The organism is Chishuiella changwenlii, assembly GCF_900142565.1.
Lineage (GTDB): Bacteria > Bacteroidota > Bacteroidia > Flavobacteriales > Weeksellaceae > Empedobacter > Empedobacter changwenlii.
The window spans coordinates 94502-119966 of record NZ_FRBH01000007.1 but is presented as its reverse complement, the minus strand read 5'-3'; the positions used below and the strand labels follow the sequence as shown (position 1 = coordinate 119966).

Here is a 25465-nt window from a genome sequence, read left to right as displayed (position 1 = left end):
ACATAATTTTTTGATGAGTAAAGAATTAGTAATTTCAGCACAAGCTGAACAAGTACGCATCGCAGTTCTAGACGACGGTAGATTGATGGAGTTCCATCAGGATACTGAAAACGATGGTTTTGCTGTTGGTGATATTTACTTGGGAAAAATCAAAAAATTAGCTCCTAGTTTAAATGCAACTTTTGTAGACATTGGTTATTCCAAAGATGCATTTTTACATTATCATGACTTAGGTCCACAAGTACGTTCTTCTAATGCTTACAACAAAATTGTAGCTAACAAAACGTATAAAACCGAAAAGTTGAAAAGCTTTCGTATGGAAAAACCTATAGAAAAAGATGGCCTTATAACGGAAATCTTTGCTCCTGGTGATTCTGTTCTGGTTCAGATTACAAAAGAACCAATACATACGAAAGGACCAAGAATTACTTCTGAAATATCTATTGCTGGTCGATATTTGGTATTAGTTCCATTCTCGGAACGTGTTTCGATTTCACAAAAAATCAAACAAAAACCAGAAAGAGATCGCTTAATTAAAATTTTAGAAGGATTAACTCCAGAAGGCTTTGGAGTTATCATCAGAACTGTTGCTGAGGAAAAAAATGCTGAAGAATTACAAGCAGATTTAAGCTATTTGTTAAACAAATGGACACAGATCTTTAAAAATCTTCAGAAAAAGAAAGCTCCAGCAAAAATATTAAGTGAAATGGATAGAGCTTCTTCTATTTTACGAGATAATTTTAACGATGATTTTGTTAAAATTTCTGTTGATGATAGCGAATTAGCAGATGAAATGCGCGAATATTTGGAAGTTATTGCTCCAGACAAAATTAGTTTGGTAAAAGAATATGAAGACCAATTTGTTCCCATTTTTGAAAAGTTTAATGTTGAAAGACAAATTAAACAAGCTTTTGGAAAAACGGTAACTATTCCACAATCTAAAGGAGCTTACCTTGTGATTGAACATACTGAAGCGTTACATGTAATCGACGTAAACTCGGGAAATATTTCTCGAAACTCTAAAAATCAGGAAGATTCTGCTTTTGCGGTAAACAAAATTGCAGCTTCTGAAATTGCACGTCAGTTACGTTTACGCGATATGGGAGGAATTGTTGTGGTCGATTTTATTGATATGACCGATGTTGAACATAAGAAAGAACTGTTTGAACATCTAAGAGCTGAAATGTCGAAAGATAAAGCAAAACACAAAATTTTGCCCCCAAGTAAATTTGGATTAATTCAGATTACAAGACAACGTGTTCGCCCAGAAGTGAATTTCGTTACGACTGAAGAAAATCCAAACCAAGAATCGAATGAAGTTGAGGCACCTATCGTTACAATTGATAAAATTGAACAAGTGCTCTTGAATATCCTTGATCGAAAAGATAAAGACTTACGAAAAATGTCCTTACATGTTCATCCTTTTGTAGCTTCATATTTACAACACGGATTGCCAAGCATTCAGATGAAATGGTTTTTTAAGCATAAAAAGTGGATTAAGATTGTACCAAGAGATGCGTATAAGTATTTACAATTTAATTTCTTGGACAAAGATCATAATACACTTTACAATGAATCAAACTAAAATTAATTAGTTATGATTTTCATCAAAAAAGGTTGTTTTTACATGTAAAAACAACCTTTTTTTTATTATTAATATTCTATATGTTTCATTTCTTCTTTTAAACTGTCTTCCCAATTTGGAACATCAACTTCATAAACAGTTTTTATTTTTGTTTTATCTAATAAACTGTAAGCAGGTCTTTTTGCTTTAGTAGGAAATGCTGCACTGTCTACAGGATTTATTTGTACTGATAAACCAGAAAACTCTTTTATCTTATTTGCAAAATCAAACCAAGAACATTCTCCTTCATTTGAATAATTATATATACCAAAAATAGATTCATCTTTCATTACAATAGTAAGAATAGCATCTGCTAAATTAATTGCATTTGTAGGCGATCCTATTTGATCATTAACAACTCCTAAAGAATCTCTTTCTTTAAACAGTTTAAGCATCGTTTTAACGAAGTTATTCCCAAAACGAGAATAAACCCATGCTGTTCTTATAATAATTGTTCTAAAGTTGTTTTCTGAGGCTAATTTTTCTCCATCTAGTTTCGTTTGTCCGTAAACACCAATTGGATTAGTTTCATCGGTTTCTATTCTAGGTTTAGAGTCTTTTCCATCAAATACATAATCCGTAGAAATGTGGATAAATGGAATGTTATGCTCATTTGTTGCTTTGGCTAAAAATTCCGTTGCTTTTGCATTTACTAAAAATGCATCGTCAGGGTGGTCTTCTGCTTTATCTACTGCTGTATAAGCAGCACAATTTACTACAAAATCAAATGTTTTATCTTGAAAATAATTCTTAACTAAATCTTCATTCGTAATATCCAATTCATTTCTGGTTACGAAAAAACATTCTATTTCTTTGTAATTTTTAGACTGTTCTAAAATTGCTTGCCCAAGCTGCCCATTTGCTCCGGTAATTAAAATTTTTTTCATGATAATTTTTTATATAAAAAAAGCCACTAATAATAGTGGCTCTAAAATATGAATTATTTTAAATATTATAATCCTAATTCTTTTTTAACATCGTTTAATAAGTCGTATCCTCCGTTTTTGTAAACTAATACTCCAGCAGGTAAAACATATTTAACTCCTTTTTTAGCAGCAGCAGCGTTGATAGCTTCTGTTACTCTTTTTTCAATAGGATCCATTAATGCTTTTTCTTTCGCTTGTACTTCTTCTTGTGCAGCTTTTGCATAAGTTTCGTAAGCTTTTTGCATTTCTTGTTCTTTTTCTTGATACTTATTAGCAGCAATTAATTTTTGAGCTTCTTCTTGAGATTTTCCAGCTAAATCTTTTTGAGCTGTCTCCATAAAAGTTTTGTAGCTAGCTTGTAAAGATGCAATTTTATCTTGGTGCTTTTTACCTAAAGCTTCTAATTCTGCCTCAGCTTTTTTGTAAGCAGGTAAAGATTCTATTACTGCTTGAGTATCGATATGAGCGATTTCTTGTGCGAAAGATAAAACACTTCCGAAAACCATCATTGTGAATACTGCTATCAATCTAATTTGTTTCATTTCTAGTTCTATTTGTTGTATTAAAATTTATTTTCTTTTTTTACTATTTGTGTTTTTATTGTTGTTCTTCGAATTTGAGTTTGAATTATTTGGTTTTAAATCTGGTCTCAAAGTTTGTAGAACTTCTCTACTGATATCAAATTTTGGATCCGTGTAAATCATGATTAAATCACTTCCTTTATCAAAAACAAAACCATAACCACGTTTGTCCGCAACTTCTTTTGTTGCATTATAAATTTGATCTTGTAAAGGTTTAACCAAAGATCTTCTTAGATTAACTAAATCTCCTTTTGGTCCGTATCTTTTATCTTGTAAATCTTTTACACCTTTTACTTCTTCAAAAACCTTTTTTTCTTGCTCCTTTACTTGCTCTGCAGTAAGTAAAATTTTCTCTGCTTCGAATTCGGCTTGTAATTTAGCTAAATTTTCTTGTTTTTGCTCAATTTCTTTTTGCCAAGATTCTGTTTGCGATTTTAATTTGCTTTGAGACGAAGTATATTCTGGTAAATTTTCTAGAATATACTGAGAATCTACATAAGCAAATCTCTGTGCAAAAGTAATAGTTGCTAATCCAAAGAACAATGCTATAAAGCTAATCCATTTTTTCATATAGTTATGTTGTTTTAATCCTAAAATTATCCTAAACGAATCTAAAAAAACATTTATAATTAGAATTGTTGTCCAATAATAAAGTGTGTTTGCCATCCAGAACGTTCCGTTTGACCAAGTCCTTTATCAAATCCATAACCAAAGTCGAATCCTAATAATCCGAATGCTGGCATAAAGATACGAACACCAAGTCCTGCAGAACGTTTTAATTCAAACGGTTTAAATTCACTTGTATTGTTCCAAACATTTCCTCCTTCAGCAAAAGTTAACGCATAAATTTTTGCTGTCTGGCTCATTGTGATTGGGTAACGTAACTCTAACGAATATTTATTATAAATAGTACCTCCTCCTTCTGGTGTAATATCAGAAGCTTGTCCTCCAGAGTTTGTCGCATCTTCATAACCTCTTAACGAAACGATTTCACGTCCATCAAAACGGTTTTGCATTAATCCTGTTCCTCCTAAATAAAATCTTTCGAAAGGAATAGTTCCTATTTTACGGTTGTAAGTTCCTAAAACTCCAAACTCACCACCTGCTTTAAGGACTAATTTACCTGTTAATTCTTTGTAGAAATAAGCTTTAGCTTTGAATTTGTAATATTCTAACCATTTAAATTTTTCTACATCAGAAATATTTGCATAATCTCTTTTATTTACAGCAGAATATGGAAATGTTGTTGTAAATGATAAACTAATTTCTGATCCTGACTGTGGAAATATTGGATCTGGACCAGCAGAATTACGAGTTAAACCTAATGTATAATTTAAGTTATTAGAAGAACCATTTTCATAATTTAAATTACCTACATTCAACGAATAGTTATCAAAATTATAACGTTGGTATGAAATTGTATTAGATAATCTAAAGTAATCATCTGGCCAAGTTAATAATTTTGTTAAACCAACTGTTCCTCCAATGATATCAAGATTCGCTCTTTCTCCATATTGATCTCTATAATTATATTGAGAATAATAAACAGATGTTGATAAAGCTGTAGGGCGTTTACCTCCAATCCATGGTTCAACGAAAGAGAAACTATAGTTTTTATAACCATTTCCGGCTTGTGCTCTTAAAGACAATTGTTGTCCATCTCCCATTGGAACTGGGCGCCAAGCTTTTCTATTAAATATATTCTTGATAGAGAAGTTTCCAAATGTTAATCCTAATGTTCCAATGAACGTTCCTGCTCCATAACCTCCTTGTAGTTCTACTTGAGAAGAAGATTTTGGCGCAACTTTCCATTCAACATCAACTGTATTGTTTTCTTGATTTGGCTGAATATCTGGTACAATTTGCGTTGGCTCTAAATATCCTAGACCTGCCAACTCCATCATTGTACGTTTAATATCAGATTTAGAGAATAAATCTCCTGGTTTTGTTCTCAACTCACGGTATAAAATATGGTCATGCGCTTCCGTATTACCATTAATTGTTACCTTATTTAAAGTTGCTTGTGTACCTTCGAAAACTTTAATTTCTAAATCGATCGTATCATTTTTTACACTTTTTTCTACAGGTATTGCTCTAGCAAATAAGTACCCTCTATCCATGTAAAGTGTAGAAATATCATCATCTTTTTCAGAACCTGATATCTTTTTATTAATACCTATGGCATCGTAACGATCTCCGGTTTTATAAGAAAATATACGTTGTAATTGTTCTGATGTGTAAATAGAATTTCCTGAAAAAGTTACATCTCCAAGGAAATAAGGATTTCCTTCGTTAACTTTAATTTTTACAATTAAGTTTTTATCATCTACTTTTTCGATATCATACGATTCTACTTTTGCATTTCTAAAACCTACAGATTTGTATTCATCTACTAATGTTTTTAAATCTTCCTGAAATTTTTCTGGAATCATTTTAGATGATTTGAAAATATTGATTGATTTACGTTTTGTATTTTTCAATCCTTTTTTACGTAAACGAGCAGATGTTAAATTCTTGTTTCCTTCAAAAATAATATTTTTGATTTTCACGCGCTCTCCTCTATCTACATCTAATGTGATATTTTCTTCTTCGTCTTTTCCTGCTACTGGCTGACGATTTATTTTAATAGTTGAATTAGGATAACCTTTTCCTGTGTAATAATCTTTAATCTTATTATTTGTAGTATTAATTAAAGATTGTGTAATCTTAACTCCTGGATTTAATTTATTTTCTTTAATTAAATCTTCTCGTTGAGATTTCTTTACACCATTAATTTTTATTTCTCCTAAACTTGGAACTGAAACTAATGCAAGCTCTAATGTTACTTGATCTCCTTCTATTTTATTAACATATAAATCTATATCCGAAAATATGTTAGATCTCCAAAGTTTTTTAACTGCATTATTTACTTTCGTACCTGGTAATTCTATCTCTTCTCCGATAGCAAAACCTGCATAACGAATAATTTGGTTTTTAGAATATTTTGTATCACCTGTTACAATAATATCTTTCAGTCTGAAAGTTTTTGCTTTATTGTAATCTAAAACAAAATTATCTTGTTGAGTTGAATCAATGGTTTTAGTAGAATCTACTTCTTGTGCTTGAGCCATATAAGCACCTAGCATACACATTGTCCAAAAAATTTTCTTCATAATCCTCTATTTCAGTTCGATTAGTTCGTTATTTGTTCACTTATTTTACCAAATCTTCTTTCTCTGTTTTGGTAATTTAAGATTGCTTTATAAAATTCCTCTTCATTAAAATCTGGCCATAAAACATCTGTAAAATATAATTCCGAATAAGCTATTTGCCATAATAGGAAGTTACTAATACGTGTTTCACCACTTGTTCTAATCATAAGATCTACCATTGGTAAATCGTGCGTATATAAATTTTGATGAACTAATTCTTCATTAAAATCCTCGTCGGAGATTTCTCCGTCTTTGTATTTTTTTGCAATGGATTTTATAGCACTTAAAAGTTCGTCTTTAGAACCATAACTTAATGCTAATGTAAGAACACAACCTGTGTTATCTTTTGTTAAGTCCATTGCTTGAGATAAATCTTTATTGGCTTTTTTAGGTAGCTTTTCCATATCACCAATAACATTTAATCGAATTCCATTTTTATGCAATTCCTTTATCTCATCCTTTATTGCAGAACTTAATAATGTCATTAAAAGATTAACTTCTAATTTTGGACGATTCCAATTTTCTGTTGAAAAAGCGTAAAGTGTAAGGTATCCAATTCCTAATCTACGACATGTTTCTATAGAAGATCGTACAGCACCCAAAGCACTTCTGTGTCCAAAGGTTCTTTCTTTTCCGTTCTTCTTCGCCCATCTTCCGTTACCATCCATAATGATTGCAACATGATTAGGTAATTTTTCTTTATTTATCTGATCTAGTAAACTAATCTCCATTTTATTTTAATCACAATAACATGCAGGACGTCCAAACGCATACGTTAAACTAATTCCTGTTATTACGTACCAATCTTTATTAGATAAATTACCATAGATGCGTTTATTATATTCATCTCTTGGTAAAGTACCGTTATCTATTGATTCTTTAAATCTATCCGTAAATTCTCCTCTATTGTAATCAATATAGTCGATTCCCGTATAACGAACTCCAGATTCTATAGATAAAATCCAATTATAATTATATCTAAATTTATAACCAATACCAAAAGGTATTGATAAACCTGTTTTATATTTTCCTTTCTCTATAATTACGTTTTCGTCTGGATCGTAATCATAGTTTTTTTGCTTTGCCGAAAAAGCTCCTACTCCAAAAAATATATAAGGAGATTGGGCAGTTTCTTGATCAGAATTTACATCAAAGAAATTATATTCAAATAATAGAGATCCTTCTACTATATTATTTCTAAAATTTTTATTGCGATCTAACTTATATTGTTCTTTCGCTCTATGATCGCTAGCTCCTACTCTAGAATAAGAAATATTAGCTCTAAATCCCATTTGTGGATTAATATTAAAACGATATAAACCACCAATAGAAATAGGTAAAAATATTTTCCCTCCTGGTTCTGTCTTTGTTGGAAAAGGATTTATATATGTTGATTTACCAACATCTCCAATTACATTAGCTCCACCAGCAAAAACTCCGATTTCATGTCTTTGAGCAAGCATAACTTGTGATAGACACAATGTAAAAACAACTAAAAATATTTTATTCATTTGTTCTGTTATTTTTTCGGCTTTTGCTTTTTTATTGTTAAAATTTCGAACAAATATAAACAAAAGTCAATTCAACCTAACTGATTTAACAAAAATTAAGAAGTTTTATTGTAATTTTTAATTCCTTTTGTCGGAACCCCAAAGCATTTTTTCCCTTAAAGTCATAAAGTAAGTAGCATCAATAGGCTCTATTATGAGAATTTTGAAGTCAGCTTTTTGTATTGTTAATTCAACATCAGTTGTTAAAGGAAAGTTACGAGAATCTAGCGATAAGAAATATTCGTTTGCACGGCTTCTTATTTTTAAATTAATTTTCTCGTTTTCTGAAACTATTAATGGACGAACATTTAAATTATGTGGTGCTACTGGTGTAATAATAAAATTCTGATTTGATGGATGTACAATTGGCCCTCCACAGCTTAATGAATACCCTGTTGACCCAGTAGGTGTAGATATAATTAATCCATCTGACCAAAATGAATTAAGAAATTCTTTATTTAAATAAGCATCAACCGTAATCATACTTGTTGTTTCTCTACGAACAACCGTTACTTCATTAATAGCGAAATTATTTTCAATCTCTACGCCATCACTTCTTTTTACAGTTAATAATGTTCTTGGAATAATATTGTATTCGTTATTAAAAAAACTATCCATTTGTTCTAATAACACGCTTTTATTAATGGTTGCTAAAAAACCTAAACGTCCTGTATTAACTCCAATAATTGGAATATTAGAATCTTGTATAAATGTTGTTGCAGACAAAATAGTTCCATCTCCTCCAAAAGAGAACAAAAATTTTACAGATTTATCTAAATCTTCATAAGAAGTATAGATTTCGACCTTACTAAGATCAATACTTGTTGATTCTTTAAGTATCTCCAAGAATTTTTTTTCTACACAATAAATAATATTATTTTTATTTAAGTAGTTTAAAAATTCTGGAATAATATCCGTTAAAGACGTACTTGTTTTTTGTCCAAAAAGAGCAACTTTTATCATTAGGTGTTCATGTATTTTAGTAATTGTGCATAGCGGTTCTGCAACAATTCTTGTTTTTCGTCATTATAAAATTTCTGTATCACTTGATAACCATATCGCTCAAATGTTTCTCCAATTGCTAATAAATTAGACGTACTAAATTTTAATAAAACATAGACACGGTCTTCTTTATTTCCTACAACCATTAATCCCAAAATTTTACCATTATTACCTTCAATAATATTTGAAATTGCTGTGATAGATAAGTCTTTTTCTGAAATTGAAACTAACATAGAAACACCTTCAGATGAAACAAAAGGAAAACTTGCAAATGCTCCGATTATATCATTCTCTGTAATAGATGCTACATAACGAGATTGTTCGTTAATAATTGGAAGTATATTAGATTGATTGGCATACATCATCTGAACAGCTTCTAAAAGCGTACTAGATTCCGAAAGAAAAAAATTCTCTAAGTAAGATGAATAATCAACTTTATTATCTTCATGAGATAATTCTATTAAATCTTCTTCAGAAATATTTCCAACAAAATTTAGACCATCAAACATAGGTAAATGTGTCAATTTGTTCTCCTGTACAACCTGTAATAATTGTTTTGCAGAATAATTAATCTTACCTGGTTTAACTTCATTCGTTAAATAGTTCGTGATATACATAACGCAAATTTAGATATTTTATACTTTTATAACAGCTTTTTCTAATTTTTTAAAGTTTATTTTAAGAATAAAGTTTAAAAAAAGGTAATTCATTTCTACATAATTAGGCAAAATACATTCCATAATTGCAACATATTTTTGATTTACAATTTCTTAAATTAGACTATGAATAATTATTTAACAAATAATGGTTCGAATTTTGTACATTTGCAGTACCAATTTAGTGTTAAATGAAGAACCCTTTATTTTATGCCAAAATCATTTTGTTTGGTGAATATGGAATTATCGAAGATTCGAAAGGATTAATTGTACCTTATAACTTTTATCAAGGCGCATTAAAATTTGAACATTCTGAAAAAGCTGAACAATCTAATTTTCATCTTAAAAATTATGCAAAGTACTTAAAAGAGAATTTTGCAGAATTATTTGATACCGAATCTTTTTGTAAGGATGTTGAGCAAGGAATGTATTTTGACTCTAATATTCCACAAGGTTATGGCGTAGGAAGTTCTGGCGCTTTGGTTGCTGCAATTTATGATAAGTATGCAATAACTAAAATTGACATTACTCAAAATTTAACAAAAGAAAAGATAAGTGAACTTAAGTGCTTATTTGGTCGACTAGAATCTCATTTTCATGGAACAAGTTCTGGTATAGATCCTCTTATTTGTTATATGAATATTCCTATTTTAATACAATCTAAAGATGATATTTCTACAATAGGTTTACCTACTGCAAATAATGAAGGAAAAGGCGCTGTCTTTTTAATTAATTCTGGTGCGCCAGGAGAAACAGCTCCAATGATTCATATTTTCTTCGAAAAAATGAAGAAAGAAGGTTTCCGCAAAACACTTAAAGAAGAGTTTATAAAATATAACAACGCTTGTATAGAAAACTTTGTAAAAGGAGAATATAGTCCTTTGTTTTCTAACTTACAAAAACTATCTGTTTGGGCATTTGAACATTTCCGTCCAATGATTCCTCAAAAATTAATTGATGCTTGGAAAACTGGAATTGACACAAATACTTATTATCTTAAACTTTGCGGTTCTGGTGGAGGTGGTTATGTCCTTGGTTTTACTCAAGATTATGAGACAGCTAAAAATCACTTAAAAGATTTTCAGACAGAAGTTATTTATAAATTCTAAGAATTAAATTTAAAAAAGTCTACTAAAAATGAATTTTCAGAAAGTAATATTAAAATTATTTGCTTTATTTTCTGTTGTTCGTGGATACAATTTAATTGTTCTTATACTTGCGCAATATCTTGCTGCATTATTCATTTTTGCCCCGGACTTAGGACATCGACAAATTATTACAGATGTAAAATTAGATGGTATCATCTTATGTTCGATTCTTTGTGTTGCGGCAGGCTATATTATCAATAATTTTTACGACTTAGAGAAAGATGAGATAAAACGCCCTTTGCAGGTTTATTTGCAAAAGCAAGTTTCTCAAAATTTCAAACTAACAATCTACATCATTTTAAATCTAAGTGCATTAATTATTGCTTGGTTTATTTCGTGGAGAGTTTTTATTTTCTTTGTTATTTATCAATTTCTAGTTTGGTTTTATAGTCATAAAATAAATCGATTTGCGCTTATTAAAAATGTTTATTTAATTATAATTCGAGTAATGCCATTCTTTGCTTTACTTATTTATTTTGATAATTTCACATTTAACTTAGCTCTTCATGCTACATTTTTAACCATATTATTTTTAATAACAGATATTGTAAAAGATCTAAGCTCACAGAAAGCAGATTTAATTTATAATTACAATTCGATTCCAATAAAATATGGTATAGATTTTACAAAAGTTTTAATTTCTTGCTTAATTATTACCGAATTAGTTATCGGTATTTTAATTATTATTAAAAATGATGTTGGTGCTATGAAATATTTCTTTATCTGCGCAAACATCGCATTCTTCTTCGTTTTATTGATGATTTGGAGAATAAAAACTATACAAGAATATAAGATTTTACATTACTTTTTTAAAGGAATGATAGTACTAGGTGTATTTAGTATCGTATTAATCGAAATAAATCCCTTAACTTTGCAAACTATTGCGCAAAATTTTAGTAAGCGCGTAAATTAATCAAATTCAGATGAATAACAGACGAAATCAATCCAACGACAGAAATTCCCAAGGCGGGAACAATCGTGGAAAAGGAGGAAATAGAGGAAATTCTTCTTCTAAACCTTCTACAGGGAAAGGAAAACCAACTTTTGGAGGAAAACCAACAGAAGAAGGAAAGAAAAGTTTTGGACCAAAAAAACCGTTTAACAAACCAGGTGAAAAACCATTTGTTAAGAGACTGAAGAAAGCTCCAGTCGACGACGGCACTATTCGTTTAAATAAATATGTAGCGAATGCAGGGATTGCATCCAGAAGAGAGGCTGACGAGTTAATCAAAACTGGAATAGTTACAGTGAATGGTGACGTTATTACAGAAATGGGTTATAAAGTACAACCCGATGATGAAGTACGTTTTGATGGTCGTAAAATCTCTTCAGAGAAGAATGTTTACTTTGTTTTAAACAAACCAAAAGGCTTTATTTCTACAGCAAAAGACGAAAAAGATCGTAAAACTGTAATGGATTTAATGTCAACTGCGACAACTGCTCGTATTTTTCCTATTGGTCGTTTAGACAGACAAACAACAGGTGTTTTATTATTTACGAATGATGGATACTTAACTAAAAAGTTAACGCACCCTAGTCATGATGTAAAGAAGATTTACCATGTAACATTAGACAAAAAATTAACAGCTAATGATTTGGCTGACATTAAAAAAGGAGTTCGTTTAATTCCAGAAGGAATTGCTGTAGTTGACGATATTTCTTTTATTGAAGGCCGTCCAAAAACAGAAATTGGTATTGAATTACATATCGGTTGGAACCGTGTTGTAAGACGTATTTTTGAAACAAAAGGTTATACAGTAGAAGCATTAGATCGTGTTTCTTTTGCTGGTTTAACTAAGAAAACTTTACAAAGAGGTGAATATAGAAAATTAACTGAACAAGAAGTTAATTTCTTAAAAATGCTATAAGGATTTAATCCTAAAAAAAGAAAGCCACTCAATATGAGTGGCTTTTTTATATTTCGTAAAATTAATTACTCTTAATCAATTGTTTCAAAACGCGTATAAGCATGTAATGCTTTTGGTAATTTAACTGTTCCGTTTTCTTCTTGATGATTCTCTAAAATAGAAGCTAAAATACGTGGTAAAGCTAAGGCAGAACCATTTAAGCTGTGCGCTAATTGAGTTCCATTTTCATCTTTGTAACGTAATTTTAATCTATTCGTTTGGAAGTTTTCAAAATTAGAAACAGAAGAAACTTCTAACCATTTCTCTTGCGCTTGAGAATAAACTTCAAAATCATATGTAATTGCAGAAGTAAATCCTGTATCTCCTCCACAAAGTCTCAAGACACGGTATGGTAATTCTAAATCTTCTAAAAGACCTTTTACATGTTCTACCATTGCATCCAAAGCTGCGTAAGAATTTTCTGGCTTCTCAATTCTAACAATTTCTACTTTCTCAAATTGGTGTAAACGATTTAAACCTCTTACATCTTTCCCATAAGAACCTGCTTCTCTACGAAAACATGGTGAATAAGCTGTATGAGTAATTGGTAAATCCTCTGCTTTTACGATTACATCTCTATAGATATTAGTTACAGGAACCTCTGATGTAGGTATTAAATATAAATCATCTTCACCTATATAATACATTTGTCCTTCTTTATCTGGTAATTGACCTGTACCATATCCAGAAGCTTCGTTAACTACAAATGGAGGTACAATTTCTGTATAACCAGCATCTGCATTTTTATCTAAGAAAAATTGAATTAAAGCACGTTGTAAACGAGCTCCTTTTCCTTTATAAACAGGAAAACCTGCTCCAGTAATCTTAACACCTAATTCGAAATCAATGATATCAAATTTCTTTGCAACTTCCCAATGCGGTAAGTTTTGAGGTTTAGAAATAGCTTCACCTTTTTCAAAAACAATTTCATTATCATCTGCATCCTTTCCTGCTTTTACAAGCTCGTTAGGAATATTAGGTATTTGATATAAAATTTCTTTAACGGAACTTTCGTAATTAGATAATAAATCTTGTAATTCTTTCGATTGTGATTTCAAATCGATAGTTTTATTTTTTAATTCATTAGCCTCTTCCGATCTACCATCTTTAAACAAATTACCAATTTCTTTTGCTAATTTGTTGGATTCAGCTAATACATTATCTAATTCAAATTGAGTTTTACGACGAAGTTCATCAACATTTAAAACTTCATCAACAAGATCTAATTTTTTGAAGTTACGTTTTTTAAGTCCTTCAATTACACGATCTTTGTTTTCTTGAATGTAAGAAACTACTAGCATATTTTTAATTAAATTTATACAAATGTATAAAATAAATAATTTTTTGCTGAACATTAATTGATAAAGTATCAAAAATCTATTCAAAATGGTGAAAAATGAGCAGAAAATGACTTATTTAAGTTCAAGATAACCATAAATTTATTTTACAAAATTTATTTTTCCATGTAAAATAAATTTTTAATTAATTAATTTACAATGTTTTAAATTTCAATAAATCAGAATTATTTAATTACAATTATATTACATTGGTTTTACATCATGTTGCATTCATTTCACAATATCTTTGGTAAAGAAAATTAATCGAAAATTATTAATAATTAAAAACAATAAAGATGAAAAAATTTTTCGCAGTAGTTGCAGTAGCAGCTTTATCATTAGGAGCAGTATCTTGTGGAGAGAAAAAAGCTGAAGAAGCAGCAACAGAAGTTGATTCTGCAGCAGCAGTAGTTGATTCTGCAGCAGCAACAGTTGACTCAGCAGCAGCAACAGTTGATTCAGCAGCAGCTAAAGTTGATTCTGCAACTTCTAAAGTTGAAGAAGTAGCTCCAGCTAAATAATTGAAATCAATTCAATAAAATATAAATCCTCAGCTAGGCTGAGGATTTTTTTTGTTTTATACTTTTCTATGATTAGTAATTATCTCTTATTATCCTTAAAAGCTTCTCATTTTTATCTCTAATTTCAGATAAATCTTTGATTGAATTATTATTAAGTAAACTAAAAATCAACATCTTCCCAGATTTAGTTTTGATATAACCACTTAACGTAACATTATTATTTAAAGTTCCTGTCTTAGCAAAAACATAAGAATCTTTAGAATCCTTGTATCTATTTTTTATCGTTCCTGTTTTTCCACCAATTGGAAATATTGAAAATATTCTGTCTTGAGGAAATTCTTTATATAGCTTATCTAATACCTGAACAAAATTTTGAGGTGTAAACAAATTATATCGTGATAAGCCTGATCCATCAAACCATTGTGGAGGTTGTTTTAAATCTTTCAACAAATATTTTTTTGAATAATCTATTGTTTCTAAAGCGCTTAGTTTACCAGGCAACGTACTCGATATTAATAATAAAAGATGTTCTGCCAAGAAGTTATCGCTATTCTCCATCATCTCTTTATAAACATTATCGGATTTTTCTCCATAAAAAATCATAAACTGTTTTGGAAATTCTGCATCTGACACTTCTATCGTTTTACCTAAAACTTCTGATAATGTATTTTCTATTGTTTGTTTATTCACAATAAAAGGTACCCTTTCTCTTCGTTTATTCTTACTTATATAAAATTTATTTTCGTAAAAATCTCGTTGCTCAATCGTATCTTTTATTACTGTAAACTCTTTAAAATAGTTTGGAAAAGTCTCTACCGAATTTCCTTTTTTTGAAATTGAAACTAAATTCTCGTGAATAGGAAATTGACTTCTTTCGGGAGCATAATCTTTCCTAAAATCATCCCACGTCCAACCTGGCAAAAAGGATTCTTCATCAAAATTATTCCAATGAAGCACAATCTTAGCTCCATTGTTTTTAAGAAAGTTTAAAGATTTATTATTGTTATATTTTGGATGTAAAAATGTTGGATCTCCAGTTCCTTCTACATGTAATTCGTCTCCAATAAGTTGATACTTAAATGCAGGAATAGAATCACCTAATGTTTTCATTGCTGTATAGAGTGTGAAAATTTTAGTGTTGGATGCTGGAATAAAAAATTTGTTTCCGTTATAATTATAAAGTTCTTCACTCGTAAATGGATCATAAAGATAAAATCCTGTAAACTGAGAAGAGTAAAATTCTGTATTTAATTCGTTATCTATTAATTCCTTCTGCCCAAAAAGTTGAACAGAAGAAATAATAGACACAAATAATATGATGTTTTTCATTAATCTCTTGGTTCAAATGGAAGGTTTGGAGATTCGTTATTCGTTTTAATAATCATTTCTGTATGCGGATAAGGTATTGATATATTATTCTCATCAAGCGCATACTTAACTTGTCTGTAAATTTGCCAATATGCAGTCCAGTAATCCGAATTTTTTACATAACAACGTACTGCTAAATTAACACTACTTGCTGCAAATTCTAAAATTTCTACTGTTTTTGATTGATCTTGATCTACATACTCATTATCAATTAATACTTCTTCTAAAACTTTTTTAGCTTTATCAAAATCATCTCCATAAGAAATTCCGATATTAACATCTAATCTACGGTATTCTTTTATAGAATAATTGACAATAGGGTTATTAAATAAGTTTGCATTAGGCAAAGTAATCACTTGTCCTTTTGCAGTATGAATTACTGTGTTTAATAAACTTATAGATTCAACAGTTCCTTCATTTCCTTGAGATACGATATAATCTCCCACCTTAAAAGGTTTAAAAATGATAATTAAAATACCTGCTGCAAAATTAGAAAGTGAACCTTGTAAAGCTAAACCAATTGCTAGTCCTGCTCCTCCTAATGCTGCAATAAAACCAGAAGCATTTAATCCTAATCGTGTAACAACAAAAACGACTACAATTAGTTTCAGAATAATATTGATAATTGGTATTAAGAATGTTCTAATTGATAAATCAACATTACGAGCAATCATTCTACGTTCTATGATTCTTTTCAATCTTCCAGCTATCCAAAAACCTATAAACAGAGTTAAAAGTGCAGAAACTAAACTCCAACCAATTTCGGCTCCTTTTGTAAGTATTATATTATTAATGTATTCCAAATCTTTAAATGGAGCTTGGATAACATCTTTTAAACTATCTACTTTGTCGTTTTCTTGCATAATTAATTGTTTTTTAGTTTTATCTAATCTATTAAAAGTTTTATAATATAAATTTATACAGACTCTAAAAATAATACCAAATTTATGTCTTTGAAAAAAAAAACAAAATTTAAGTTTTTTTTATTAACTTTAACACGCAGTTGTTTTTTAATATAAAATAACACCAACCAACATATATTAAAATAATTACATAAAACCTAAACTATGAAAAGTATAACTCTTAAACGAAAATTAAATCTATTTAATTTTATAAACTCTTTCGAAAAGGAAAAATAGATAAGTTCTATTTTATTTCAACCTAATTCACTAATTAATATTTCAGATAACACTTAGCACATGAAAATACTTCTATGTAAGATTTCCTTATGTAGTAATTTTTTAGATGAGTATAGTAACTAAACTATAAACATCAATAACCATCTTAAAAAAATTAAAACTATGAAAATTATTAATCAAGTAAAGGAGAGTATTACTCCTGATTTTATTTCTAAAATTTCTTCAGAATTAGGAGAAAATGAAACAAGTGTATCCAATGCTATACAAGCATACGTTCCTATTTTACTAGGAAGTGTATTGGAAAAAAAAGAAACTGTCTCTAATCTTTTTGAATCTATTAAAACATTTGGAACTAAAGAAAACGTAACAAATCTATCTGCTTTGCAAAAAACTCCAGATATCATTACAGGACTAAAAAACAAATTATTTGGTAGTGATGTTTACTCAATTAGTGATACAGTAGCAGAGTACAGTGGATTATCAGAAACATCTTCTTCTAAAATTTTAGATTTAACTGCCATGAAAGCTTTCGGTACGCTTGGAAAAGAAATTGATTCTAATCAAATAGGTGAAAATGATTTTTTTAAACTTATAAAGAATTCTAAAGATGAAATACTTAAACTTTTACCAGTAGGACTAAGTCTTAGTGCATTAGGTTTTGGAGCATTTTGGAAACCTGCATTAAAAAAAGAAACTGTTGATATACCTTCTCACAATTATTCAAACAAAAAGAAAAAAAGCAGTGGAGGTTTTTTAAAAACACTTATTCCAATACTTTTACTTTTACTTGCAGCATTTTTCCTTTTTAAATATTGCAAAGGAAAAAGTGAAGAACCAGTTGTAGAAGATGCAAATGTTAAACGTATTACTACAGATACTATAAAGGTTCCGAAAGAAGTTTCAAGTATACATTTAGATGGAGATATTAACTTAAAAGCATATCAAAACGGATTAGAAGATCAAATAATTACATTTATTCATTCACCAGAATTTAATACATTAACAGAAGAACAATTAAAAACAAAATGGTTTGATTTTGACAACGTTAACTTCGTTTTTGGTAAAACTGATCAGTTAGAACCTGGTTCGGAAGTACAAGTAGAAAATTTAACTGCAATTTTAAAAGAATATCCTGGTGTAAAAATAAAAATTGGAGCATACACAGATAGAAAAGGAGATGATAAACTAAATAAAGAAATTTCTCAGAAACGTGCAGACTTCTTAAAAAGTGAGTTAACAAAACAAGGTGTAGGTACACAAGTAGTTAGTGCAGAAGGATATGGAGAAGAGTTTGCAAAAGTAGACGAAAGTGCTTCTGATGAAGAAAGAGCCTCTGATCGTAAAATGTCGTTAAGATTCACAAAATAATTTTTTATTCATATAAACCATAATTCATAATTATATCGAAGTAATTTCCCTAAATGAGAGTAAAGTTCGCTTTACTCTCATTTTTTAATTATTTTTTTTCAGAAACTAACTCGCCACATACTAAACAATTAATATCTTTGCGCATTATGAAATTTTCAATCGATAAAAAAGACGAATTTTCTAAGGCAAGAGCTGGTGTTGTAGAAACTGATCATGGTACTATACAAACACCTATTTTTATGCCTGTTGGTACGGTTGGTACAGTAAAATCTGTTCATCAACGTGAATTAGAAGAAGATATAAAAGCCCAAATTATTCTTGGAAATACATATCATTTGTATTTAAGACCAGGAACAGATATTTTACATAAAGCTGGAGGTTTGCATCAATTTATAAATTGGCAAAAACCTATTTTAACAGATTCTGGTGGTTTTCAAGTTTATTCATTAGCTACAAGTCGTAAAAAAAGTGAAGAAGGTGTAAAGTTTAAGTCTCATATAGATGGATCTTACCACATGTTTACGCCAGAAAAATCAATGGAAATACAACGTTACATTGGTGCCGATATTTTTATGGCATTTGATGAATTAACTGGTATTCCAGCAAAATATCACGATGCTAAACGCGCTATGCATGTTACACACCGTTGGTTAGAGCGTTGTAGAACTTGGTTAAATAATAATCCTGAATATTATGGTCATAAGCAAACGCTTTTTCCTATTGTTCAAGGAAATGATTTTAAAGATTTACGTCAAGAATCTGCCAAATATATTGCTGATTTTGGAGCCGAAGGAAATGCTATTGGAGGATTATCTGTTGGTGAACCAGAACCAATAATGTATGAGATGACTGATATTGTAACAGAAATATTACCACAAGATAAACCTCGATATTTAATGGGTGTTGGTACTCCTTGGAATATTATTGAGTGTATTGCTCTTGGTGTTGATATGTTTGATTGTGTAATGCCAACAAGAAATGCACGTAATGGAATGTTATTTACTTGGAATGGTGTTATGAACATGAAAAACGCTAAATGGAAAGATTGCTTTGAGCCTTTAGATGAAACTGGAACAAGCTACGTAGATAGTTATTATACAAAAGCTTATGTTCGACATTTATTTAATGCAAACGAGTCTCTTGGCAAGCAAATTGCTTCTATTCATAATCTTGCTTTTTATTTAGATTTGGTTAAGGTTGCAAGAGAGCATATTTTAGCAGGAGATTTTGCACAATGGAAAGAACAAATTGTTCCACAACTAAAACAACGTATGTAGTTTGAAAATAATTGATAAATATATCATTCGAAATTTTATTGGGACCTTTATTTTTATGGTTCTGATTTTATCTACAATTGCAGTAATTGTTGACTTAAGTCAAAAATTAGGACGTATTAATGATACGGGATCTACAGCAATGTCGGCATTAACTGAATTTTATCCCTTTTGGACAATTTGGGTTGTTAATACTTTTTTACCTATTGCCGTTTTTATTACCGTTATCTACTTTACATCTCGTTTAACAATGCAAACAGAGATTGTAGGAGTTCTTTCGGGTGGTATTAGTTTTTATCGATTTACTTTACCTTACATATGGGTTGCTATATTTTTAGCAGCGACAGCTTTAGTTGTAGGAAATGTTGTTTTACCTTGGGCTAATATCAAAAAAAATAAATATCAGTATGGTCATTTATTAAGCGGCTCGGATCGTGAAGAATATTATAAACGACAGCCTATAGCTTCTCAAATATCGCCAAATGAATTTGTTTTTGTTGAAGGATATGATAGAACAGATAAATTAGGAAATGCATTTGTATACCAGAAATTTGATTCAACAGAATTAAAAAAACAAATACTTGCTTCAACTTTTAATTGGGATGACAAAGATTCTACCTATTCTTTAACGACAGTTTACACACGTGAAATAAACAAAGATCATACAGAGAAATTAACATACGAGCCTACTGCAAAAATAAAGCTAGTAGCTTCACCAGATGAAATTTTACCTGAGGGTTATGTGGCAGAAACAATGAATACTTTTGAACTTAATGATTTTATACAAGCTCAGAAAACAAAAGGTTCTGCAAATGTAAATGCCTATCAAAACGAATTAAATGCTCGTTTAAGTACACCTTTTTCAACAATTATTCTAACATTGCTTGCTTTATCCCTTTCCTCTAAAAAAAGACGTGGAGGTATAGGAATGAATTTAGCTGTAGGTATTTCATTAGCTTTTGTGTATATTTTCTTTTCACAGACCACGTCTGCATTTTCTGAGAAAGGATTTGTATCTCCGTTCATTGCATCGTGGATACCGAATATTGTTTTCGGAATATTAACAGCCTTCTTATATTTTAGAAGAGCTAGATCTTAATAAATTTTAATCTACATAATAAAAGACCAACTTCTAAAGAAGTTGGTCTTTTGTGTTTTATAACTAATTCTCTATTTTTAAAAACACTATTTATCTAACACCTAATAATTATTTTTTTATTTGTATTTTAACTTGTATCAAGTTAAAATAATCGTCATATAATGTTTAGAACCTTAAATTTATTATTCATTTTTTTATTTTTAAATGTATATTCTCAAAATACAAAAGATGACTATTTAAAGAAAAATAGTTTTAATCTTCGAAATCAAAATTTTTCTTTTCCAGAAAAAGATTTCTCCATAATTGGATTCGGAGCATACCATGGTAGTTCTAAAACATATGATGCTGAACTAAAGTTAATTGAATCATTACAAAAGAATAATTCCATAGAATACTATATTCCAGAAACTAATTTTAGTCAAGCATTTTTCTTTCAAAAATATTTGGATAATGGAGATGAAGAATTACTCAAAGAGCTTGTTCTTTCTTTTCAAACAATAGTAGCTCAAGAAGGCACAATTGAAACATTTAATTTTTGGAAAAAATTAAGGCATTTAAATACAAAATATTCTAATAAACCAATAAAAATAATTGGTTTTGATGTTATTAATGAATACAAATTTCCTATAAAACATATTCTATTATTGAGTCAAGATATTAATCATTGGAAAACACGTGATGAATTAGATAAAATTATTTCTGATAATATAGACCTTTCTTTATCTAATGAGAACTTAAAAAAGCCTTTATTAGATTTTATAAATGATTATGAAAATCATAAAAAAAATTATAACAATAACATTAGAGATACTATTATATTCAATCACATTATTCAAAACATTTCATATAATTTTCAAGAATCTAGACATCGTGAAGAAATTATTACTTCAAATTATGTTTTCTTAAATAATCTATATTCTTTAAGTTCAAAAAAACAATTTTTCAAATACGGTTTTTTTCATATTCAAAAGGAAAAAGAGTCTGGTTACGCACCTTTCTTTAACAAGTTAATTGAGAATAATATTTATTCCAGAAAACAAGTAATTACAATAGCTGGTTATTTGACAAAAAGTAAAGTTTTATGGAATAAAATTTATGATAAGAAAGGCAATTATACATCATATACAATAAGAAGAGGCTATGGAATTGGAGATTATTGGAACGAATATTTTCAAGGGATAAAATATTTAAAGAAAAATAAACTATCCGATATTACATTATTTAAATTAAATAGCAATAATACTCCATATAATATAGGATTTGATCTAATTGAGGTAAAATCATTTTTAAAAAAAAACAAGCAAAATAATCAAACAAAATCTACGATAGATTTTATTGACTATGCTCTTCTTATTAGTGATTCAGAAAATCAGATTCCCATCGAAGAATTTAAAGGTTTTAATTAAAATTCAAAAAAGTTATTTAGAAGCAAAAAATAAAAAGCTTACTATTTTATTTATCAATTTAATAATTGACTTACTAAATTTTAACAAACAATAAACGTTTAACTAACAAATAATTGCATTTTAAATTGTATATTTATTTACCAACTTAAAATAATTATTTATGAAAAAAGCAGTTATGTTTATTTTATTATTCTTTGGATTAGCAAGTATTACTTTTTCGCAGGATAATAGATATAATGAAAAAATTAGTGAGGTTAAAGAATCCTCATTTAGTAAAGATGAATTTCAAAAAACATGTACAGATATTAAAAAAGTATTTGAAACGTATGATTGTAGAAAAGACTTGAATAGAAGAGCAATCATTTCGCATGATGATGAAGACTTAATTATTCATCTAAAAAGAAAAAGACTTAAACTAGTTTATGCTTCACATCAAAAAGGATGGCTTTACGATAAGTATCAAGAATTAGTAAAAATGATGGATAATAAATAACATTATTAAAATAAAAAAAGGTGATTATGAGCTTGCTTCATAATCACCTTTTTTTTTAGATTTTTCATTACATAATACTTTTCTAAAATCTCATTCTGCCACCTCTATTTCCATCATTAGGACGACTTCCATTATCTGGTCGGTTAGATTTTCCACCGAACTGATTTAGATTAAACGTTAATGTAAACATTACAAATCGAGTTAAAATATTATTTTGTTGGTCTTGTATATACTGATCAGAAATAGTTCTTGTAAAGCTATTATTTTGGCTTAAAATATCATAAACTTTTACACCAGCTTCTAACTTGTCATTAAAAAATCTGTAGGTTAAACTTGTATTCCATAAAAAGAAATCTCTTGTGAAACCTGCCGCCATTCTCGAGTTATAATTATAACTAAAATCATTTGTCCAAGATAAATTCTTAGGCCAAGTTGTTATTGTTCTTATTCCTAGATTATGTGTCACATTATCTTGTCCGTTTATTTGATAATTCTCGTATTTAGATTTTGTGAAATTTAAACGATAAGATGGTGAAATCGTTAAATAATCTCCATAATCCCAATTTAATCTCAAATTAGGCGAAATTCTAGTATTATATGCTTCATATTTTAAACCTTCGTTTAATCCTTGTATTAATCCATAACCAGCAGAAAGACCAAAGTTTACACGAAACTTATTCACTCCTTTTTGATATTGTTTATTAAAAGAGAAATTTCCATTTAAACTGTAATTTCCTGATACATTTTCGTATGTAATTCTTCTTGTTAAATTCTCATCTGTTACAATAGAATTTACAATACTCGATTCATTATACGTGTACCCTAAATTTGCATTAAAACCTTGGCGTGTTTTACGATCAAAATTTCCGAACATTAAGTTGATGTTGTGAGATTTGTTCGGATTAAGATTTGGATTACCGATTATTGTACTTGTTAATGATGATTGATCTTCTATTGCTAATAATTGAGATGACGATGCTAAACTTGTTGTATAGTTATACATCAACATCCACATATTATTTTCTGTCTGATAACGAATGTTTCCTTCCAATTGAGGTAAAATTTCATTAATCGTTAATTGTTCAGAACTACCTTTGTAAACACCAAAATTATCTTGCTTGTATATATTAGTTCCAAGCTGTAATGTAGCAGATAGTTTTGCTTTATTCAATAAAAACTGAGCATAAGGATTAATAATATTCGCTTTTGTAGAAAACAAGCGTGTTAAATCTGTATTGACATCTTCAAATTGTCCAGTTGCCTCATTAAAATTCAACGAATAATTATTTGTTTCCGAATCAGAGAAATTATAAGCTGAACCAACAGACACATTAATAGAATCTGTAATTGGTAAAGTATATTTTAAATCGAAATTGTACGAATTATTTTTTGAAATATTACTTGTGTTTACATTTCGATTTGTATTCTCTCTGGAGTCATCATAAAAAATTGCACTCGAAATTTCTCGTGTCGTTGCATCTGTTTTTCCTACAGAAATTGTTGAACTAAAATCTAAATAAGATTTATTTTTAAATCTTTGATAAACAGACAATAAATTACTAAATGAATTGGCGTTCGTTTTAGTTTTATTATTAGAAGTCGTTGTGTTTTTTAAAACCTCATCTTCATTTACACTTTCACTATCTCCAATTGTAGTACTTGTAGATGATGAATTATTAAACGATGGGTAAATAAAAATCTTCGTATTATTTTTCGTGTACTCTAAATTGGTACCGAAATTATGCCCATATGTTTCGTTATTAGTTTTATTATTAGAAGTTGTAGTAAAAATATTGTCAGGATTAAGGTTTTGCTGACGAGTTAAATTTTCGTTTTTATTATAAGAATGATTTAATCTATAATCTGTTCCTATTTTTAAATTATCATTTAACTGATCGTTGTAATTTAATCCTACAGATGTATTTGTTGTAATTCCGTTAGAACTTCTTCTTCCCATTCCTCCTCTTCCTCTAGAACCTTCTCCATTTACCATTCCAGAAGCAGTAATATCACTAGAAGAACCTATTAAACTTAATCTTCTATTTCCTTTAAAATAATTAGCCATTATACTTCCTTCGTAATGGTTGTTTGTTCCAAAACCTCCGGTAGCTTTTAGCATATAGCCTTTTTTCTTATCTTCTTTTAGTGTAATATTTAATGATGATTTATTGGATTTGGAACGTTCTCCCGAAAACTTCTCATTTCTTGTTTTAAAATCAGATACTTGTACTTTCTTTATAATATCAGCTGGTAAATTTTCTAATGCAACTTTTCCATCTGTCCCAAAAAAAGATTCTCCATCAATTAAAATTTCATTTACATCTTTTCCATTAACAGTAATTGCACCATTATCGTCCATTTCAAAACCAGGTAATTCGCGCAATAAAGCTTCTAAATTTGCATCTGGTTTTACTTTATAAGAACCTGCATTATATTCTATTGTATCGTTTTTTACAACAATAGCTTCTACATTATTTATAACAACTTCTTTTAAATCATAAACCATCGGGTTTATAACAATTGTACCAAGGTCTATGTTATTTTTTATCGTTTCGAATTCCTTTTTAAATGTTCCTTCTAATGGATCACTAATAAGAATATAACTTTTATTATCTTGAGCAGAGATTTCTAATTTAAACGCGCCCTCTTCATCTGTGAATACAGACAATATTTTTGTAGAATCTGATTTACTTCTTAAAGAAACATCAGCATCAATTAGTGGTAAGTTTAAAGCATCTGTAACCTTTCCAGTAATAATAATTTTTTTTTCTTGTCCGAAAGAAAAAATAGCACAAAAGCTAAAAAATAAAGCAATAATAAACTTCATCATAAGGCAAATTTCATCTTGTTAGACATTATTATTCTACAAGCGTTT

22 protein-coding genes are annotated in these 25465 nt (G+C 29.2%); 10 read left to right on the top strand and 12 right to left on the bottom strand.

Going from position 1 to position 25465, the window contains the following annotated elements:
* The first annotated feature begins 13 nt into the window (after positions 1-13).
* On the top strand, positions 14-1585 hold the full coding sequence (locus BUA86_RS09700; RefSeq protein WP_072932240.1) for an Rne/Rng family ribonuclease: 1572 nt from the start codon (positions 14-16) through the stop codon (positions 1583-1585).
* 68 nt (positions 1586-1653) lie between these two features.
* On the opposite strand, the gene rfbD is transcribed toward BUA86_RS09700, so the two are convergent.
* The 8 genes from rfbD to BUA86_RS09660 form a co-directional block, all read right to left on the bottom strand.
* Positions 1654-2511, bottom strand: coding sequence for a dTDP-4-dehydrorhamnose reductase (gene rfbD, locus BUA86_RS09695; RefSeq protein ID WP_072932238.1), 858 nt, complete (start codon positions 2509-2511; stop codon positions 1654-1656).
* 65 nt (positions 2512-2576) lie between these two features.
* A complete protein-coding gene (locus BUA86_RS09690) occupies positions 2577-3092 on the bottom strand; it encodes an OmpH/Skp family outer membrane protein (protein WP_072932236.1) in 516 nt (171 codons plus the stop codon).
* Between the two features lie 27 nt (positions 3093-3119).
* Positions 3120-3701: an OmpH/Skp family outer membrane protein gene (locus tag BUA86_RS09685; protein ID WP_072932524.1), complete on the bottom strand. Its 582-nt coding sequence runs from the start codon at positions 3699-3701 to the stop codon at positions 3120-3122.
* Positions 3702-3760: 59 nt separating this feature from the next.
* Complete coding sequence (gene bamA / locus BUA86_RS09680; protein ID WP_229731730.1) at positions 3761-6283, bottom strand: outer membrane protein assembly factor BamA; 2523 nt, start codon at positions 6281-6283, stop codon at positions 3761-3763.
* A gap of 20 nt (positions 6284-6303) precedes the next feature.
* Positions 6304-7047 carry an undecaprenyl pyrophosphate synthase gene (locus tag BUA86_RS09675; protein WP_072932523.1) on the bottom strand — a complete coding sequence of 248 codons (744 nt, stop codon included), beginning with the start codon at positions 7045-7047 and terminating at the stop codon, positions 6304-6306.
* A 12-nt stretch (positions 7048-7059) separates the two neighbouring features.
* Entirely contained in the window at positions 7060-7833 is a 774-nt protein-coding gene (porG, locus tag BUA86_RS09670; RefSeq protein ID WP_143147293.1) for a type IX secretion system protein PorG, read from the bottom strand.
* Positions 7834-7950: 117 nt separating this feature from the next.
* A complete protein-coding gene (locus tag BUA86_RS09665; protein ID WP_143147292.1) occupies positions 7951-8835 on the bottom strand; it encodes an NAD kinase in 885 nt (294 codons plus the stop codon).
* Complete coding sequence (locus BUA86_RS09660; RefSeq protein ID WP_072932230.1) at positions 8835-9491, bottom strand: CBS domain-containing protein; 657 nt, start codon at positions 9489-9491, stop codon at positions 8835-8837. Before BUA86_RS09660 ends, BUA86_RS09665 begins: the two co-directional genes overlap by 1 nt.
* 230 nt (positions 9492-9721) lie before the next feature.
* Here BUA86_RS09660 and BUA86_RS09655 point away from each other — a divergent pair, with 230 nt between their 5' ends.
* The 3 genes from BUA86_RS09655 to BUA86_RS09645 are packed head-to-tail and all read left to right on the top strand — an operon-like array spanning position 9722 to position 12546.
* A complete protein-coding gene (locus BUA86_RS09655; protein ID WP_072932228.1) occupies positions 9722-10639 on the top strand; it encodes a mevalonate kinase family protein in 918 nt (305 codons plus the stop codon).
* 28 nt (positions 10640-10667) lie between these two features.
* Positions 10668-11591, top strand: a complete 924-nt coding sequence (locus BUA86_RS09650; protein WP_072932226.1) for a geranylgeranylglycerol-phosphate geranylgeranyltransferase — start codon at positions 10668-10670, stop codon at positions 11589-11591.
* Between the two features lie 10 nt (positions 11592-11601).
* The gene (locus BUA86_RS09645; RefSeq protein WP_083580340.1) at positions 11602-12546 is read left to right on the top strand and encodes a pseudouridine synthase; all 945 of its coding nucleotides are present in this window, start codon (positions 11602-11604) and stop codon (positions 12544-12546) included.
* A gap of 71 nt (positions 12547-12617) precedes the next feature.
* Here the strand turns inward: BUA86_RS09645 and serS are convergent, their stop codons facing one another.
* Entirely contained in the window at positions 12618-13886 is a 1269-nt protein-coding gene (gene serS / locus BUA86_RS09640) for a serine--tRNA ligase (RefSeq protein ID WP_072932222.1), read from the bottom strand.
* 332 nt (positions 13887-14218) lie between these two features.
* Between serS and BUA86_RS09635 the strand changes: the two genes are divergently transcribed.
* On the top strand, positions 14219-14443 hold the full coding sequence (locus BUA86_RS09635; RefSeq protein ID WP_072932220.1) for a hypothetical protein: 225 nt from the start codon (positions 14219-14221) through the stop codon (positions 14441-14443).
* A 72-nt stretch (positions 14444-14515) separates the two neighbouring features.
* Here the strand turns inward: BUA86_RS09635 and BUA86_RS09630 are convergent, their stop codons facing one another.
* Together BUA86_RS09630 and BUA86_RS09625 are read right to left on the bottom strand one after the other, a co-directional pair.
* Positions 14516-15772, bottom strand: a complete 1257-nt coding sequence (locus tag BUA86_RS09630; RefSeq protein ID WP_072932218.1) for a D-alanyl-D-alanine carboxypeptidase/D-alanyl-D-alanine-endopeptidase — start codon at positions 15770-15772, stop codon at positions 14516-14518.
* Positions 15772-16674 carry a mechanosensitive ion channel family protein gene (locus tag BUA86_RS09625; protein WP_072932217.1) on the bottom strand — a complete coding sequence of 301 codons (903 nt, stop codon included), beginning with the start codon at positions 16672-16674 and terminating at the stop codon, positions 15772-15774. The genes BUA86_RS09630 and BUA86_RS09625 overlap by 1 nt, the downstream gene beginning before the upstream one ends.
* 438 nt (positions 16675-17112) lie before the next feature.
* Between BUA86_RS09625 and BUA86_RS09620 the strand changes: the two genes are divergently transcribed.
* The 5 genes from BUA86_RS09620 (at position 17113) to BUA86_RS09600 (ending at position 22590) form a co-directional block, all read left to right on the top strand.
* Positions 17113-18318 carry an OmpA family protein gene (locus BUA86_RS09620; RefSeq protein ID WP_072932215.1) on the top strand — a complete coding sequence of 402 codons (1206 nt, stop codon included), beginning with the start codon at positions 17113-17115 and terminating at the stop codon, positions 18316-18318.
* Positions 18319-18464: 146 nt separating this feature from the next.
* A complete protein-coding gene (gene tgt, locus BUA86_RS09615; protein WP_072932213.1) occupies positions 18465-19595 on the top strand; it encodes a tRNA guanosine(34) transglycosylase Tgt in 1131 nt (376 codons plus the stop codon).
* A 1-nt stretch (position 19596) separates the two neighbouring features.
* Entirely contained in the window at positions 19597-20691 is a 1095-nt protein-coding gene (locus BUA86_RS09610; protein WP_072932212.1) for an LptF/LptG family permease, read from the top strand.
* Positions 20692-20852: 161 nt separating this feature from the next.
* A complete protein-coding gene (locus BUA86_RS09605) occupies positions 20853-22097 on the top strand; it encodes a hypothetical protein (protein ID WP_072932210.1) in 1245 nt (414 codons plus the stop codon).
* A gap of 160 nt (positions 22098-22257) precedes the next feature.
* Positions 22258-22590: a hypothetical protein gene (locus BUA86_RS09600; protein ID WP_072932208.1), complete on the top strand. Its 333-nt coding sequence runs from the start codon at positions 22258-22260 to the stop codon at positions 22588-22590.
* Positions 22591-22672: 82 nt separating this feature from the next.
* On the opposite strand, the gene BUA86_RS09595 is transcribed toward BUA86_RS09600, so the two are convergent.
* The gene (locus tag BUA86_RS09595; protein WP_083580339.1) at positions 22673-25420 is read right to left on the bottom strand and encodes a TonB-dependent receptor; all 2748 of its coding nucleotides are present in this window, start codon (positions 25418-25420) and stop codon (positions 22673-22675) included.
* Between the last annotated feature and the right edge of the window lie 45 nt (positions 25421-25465).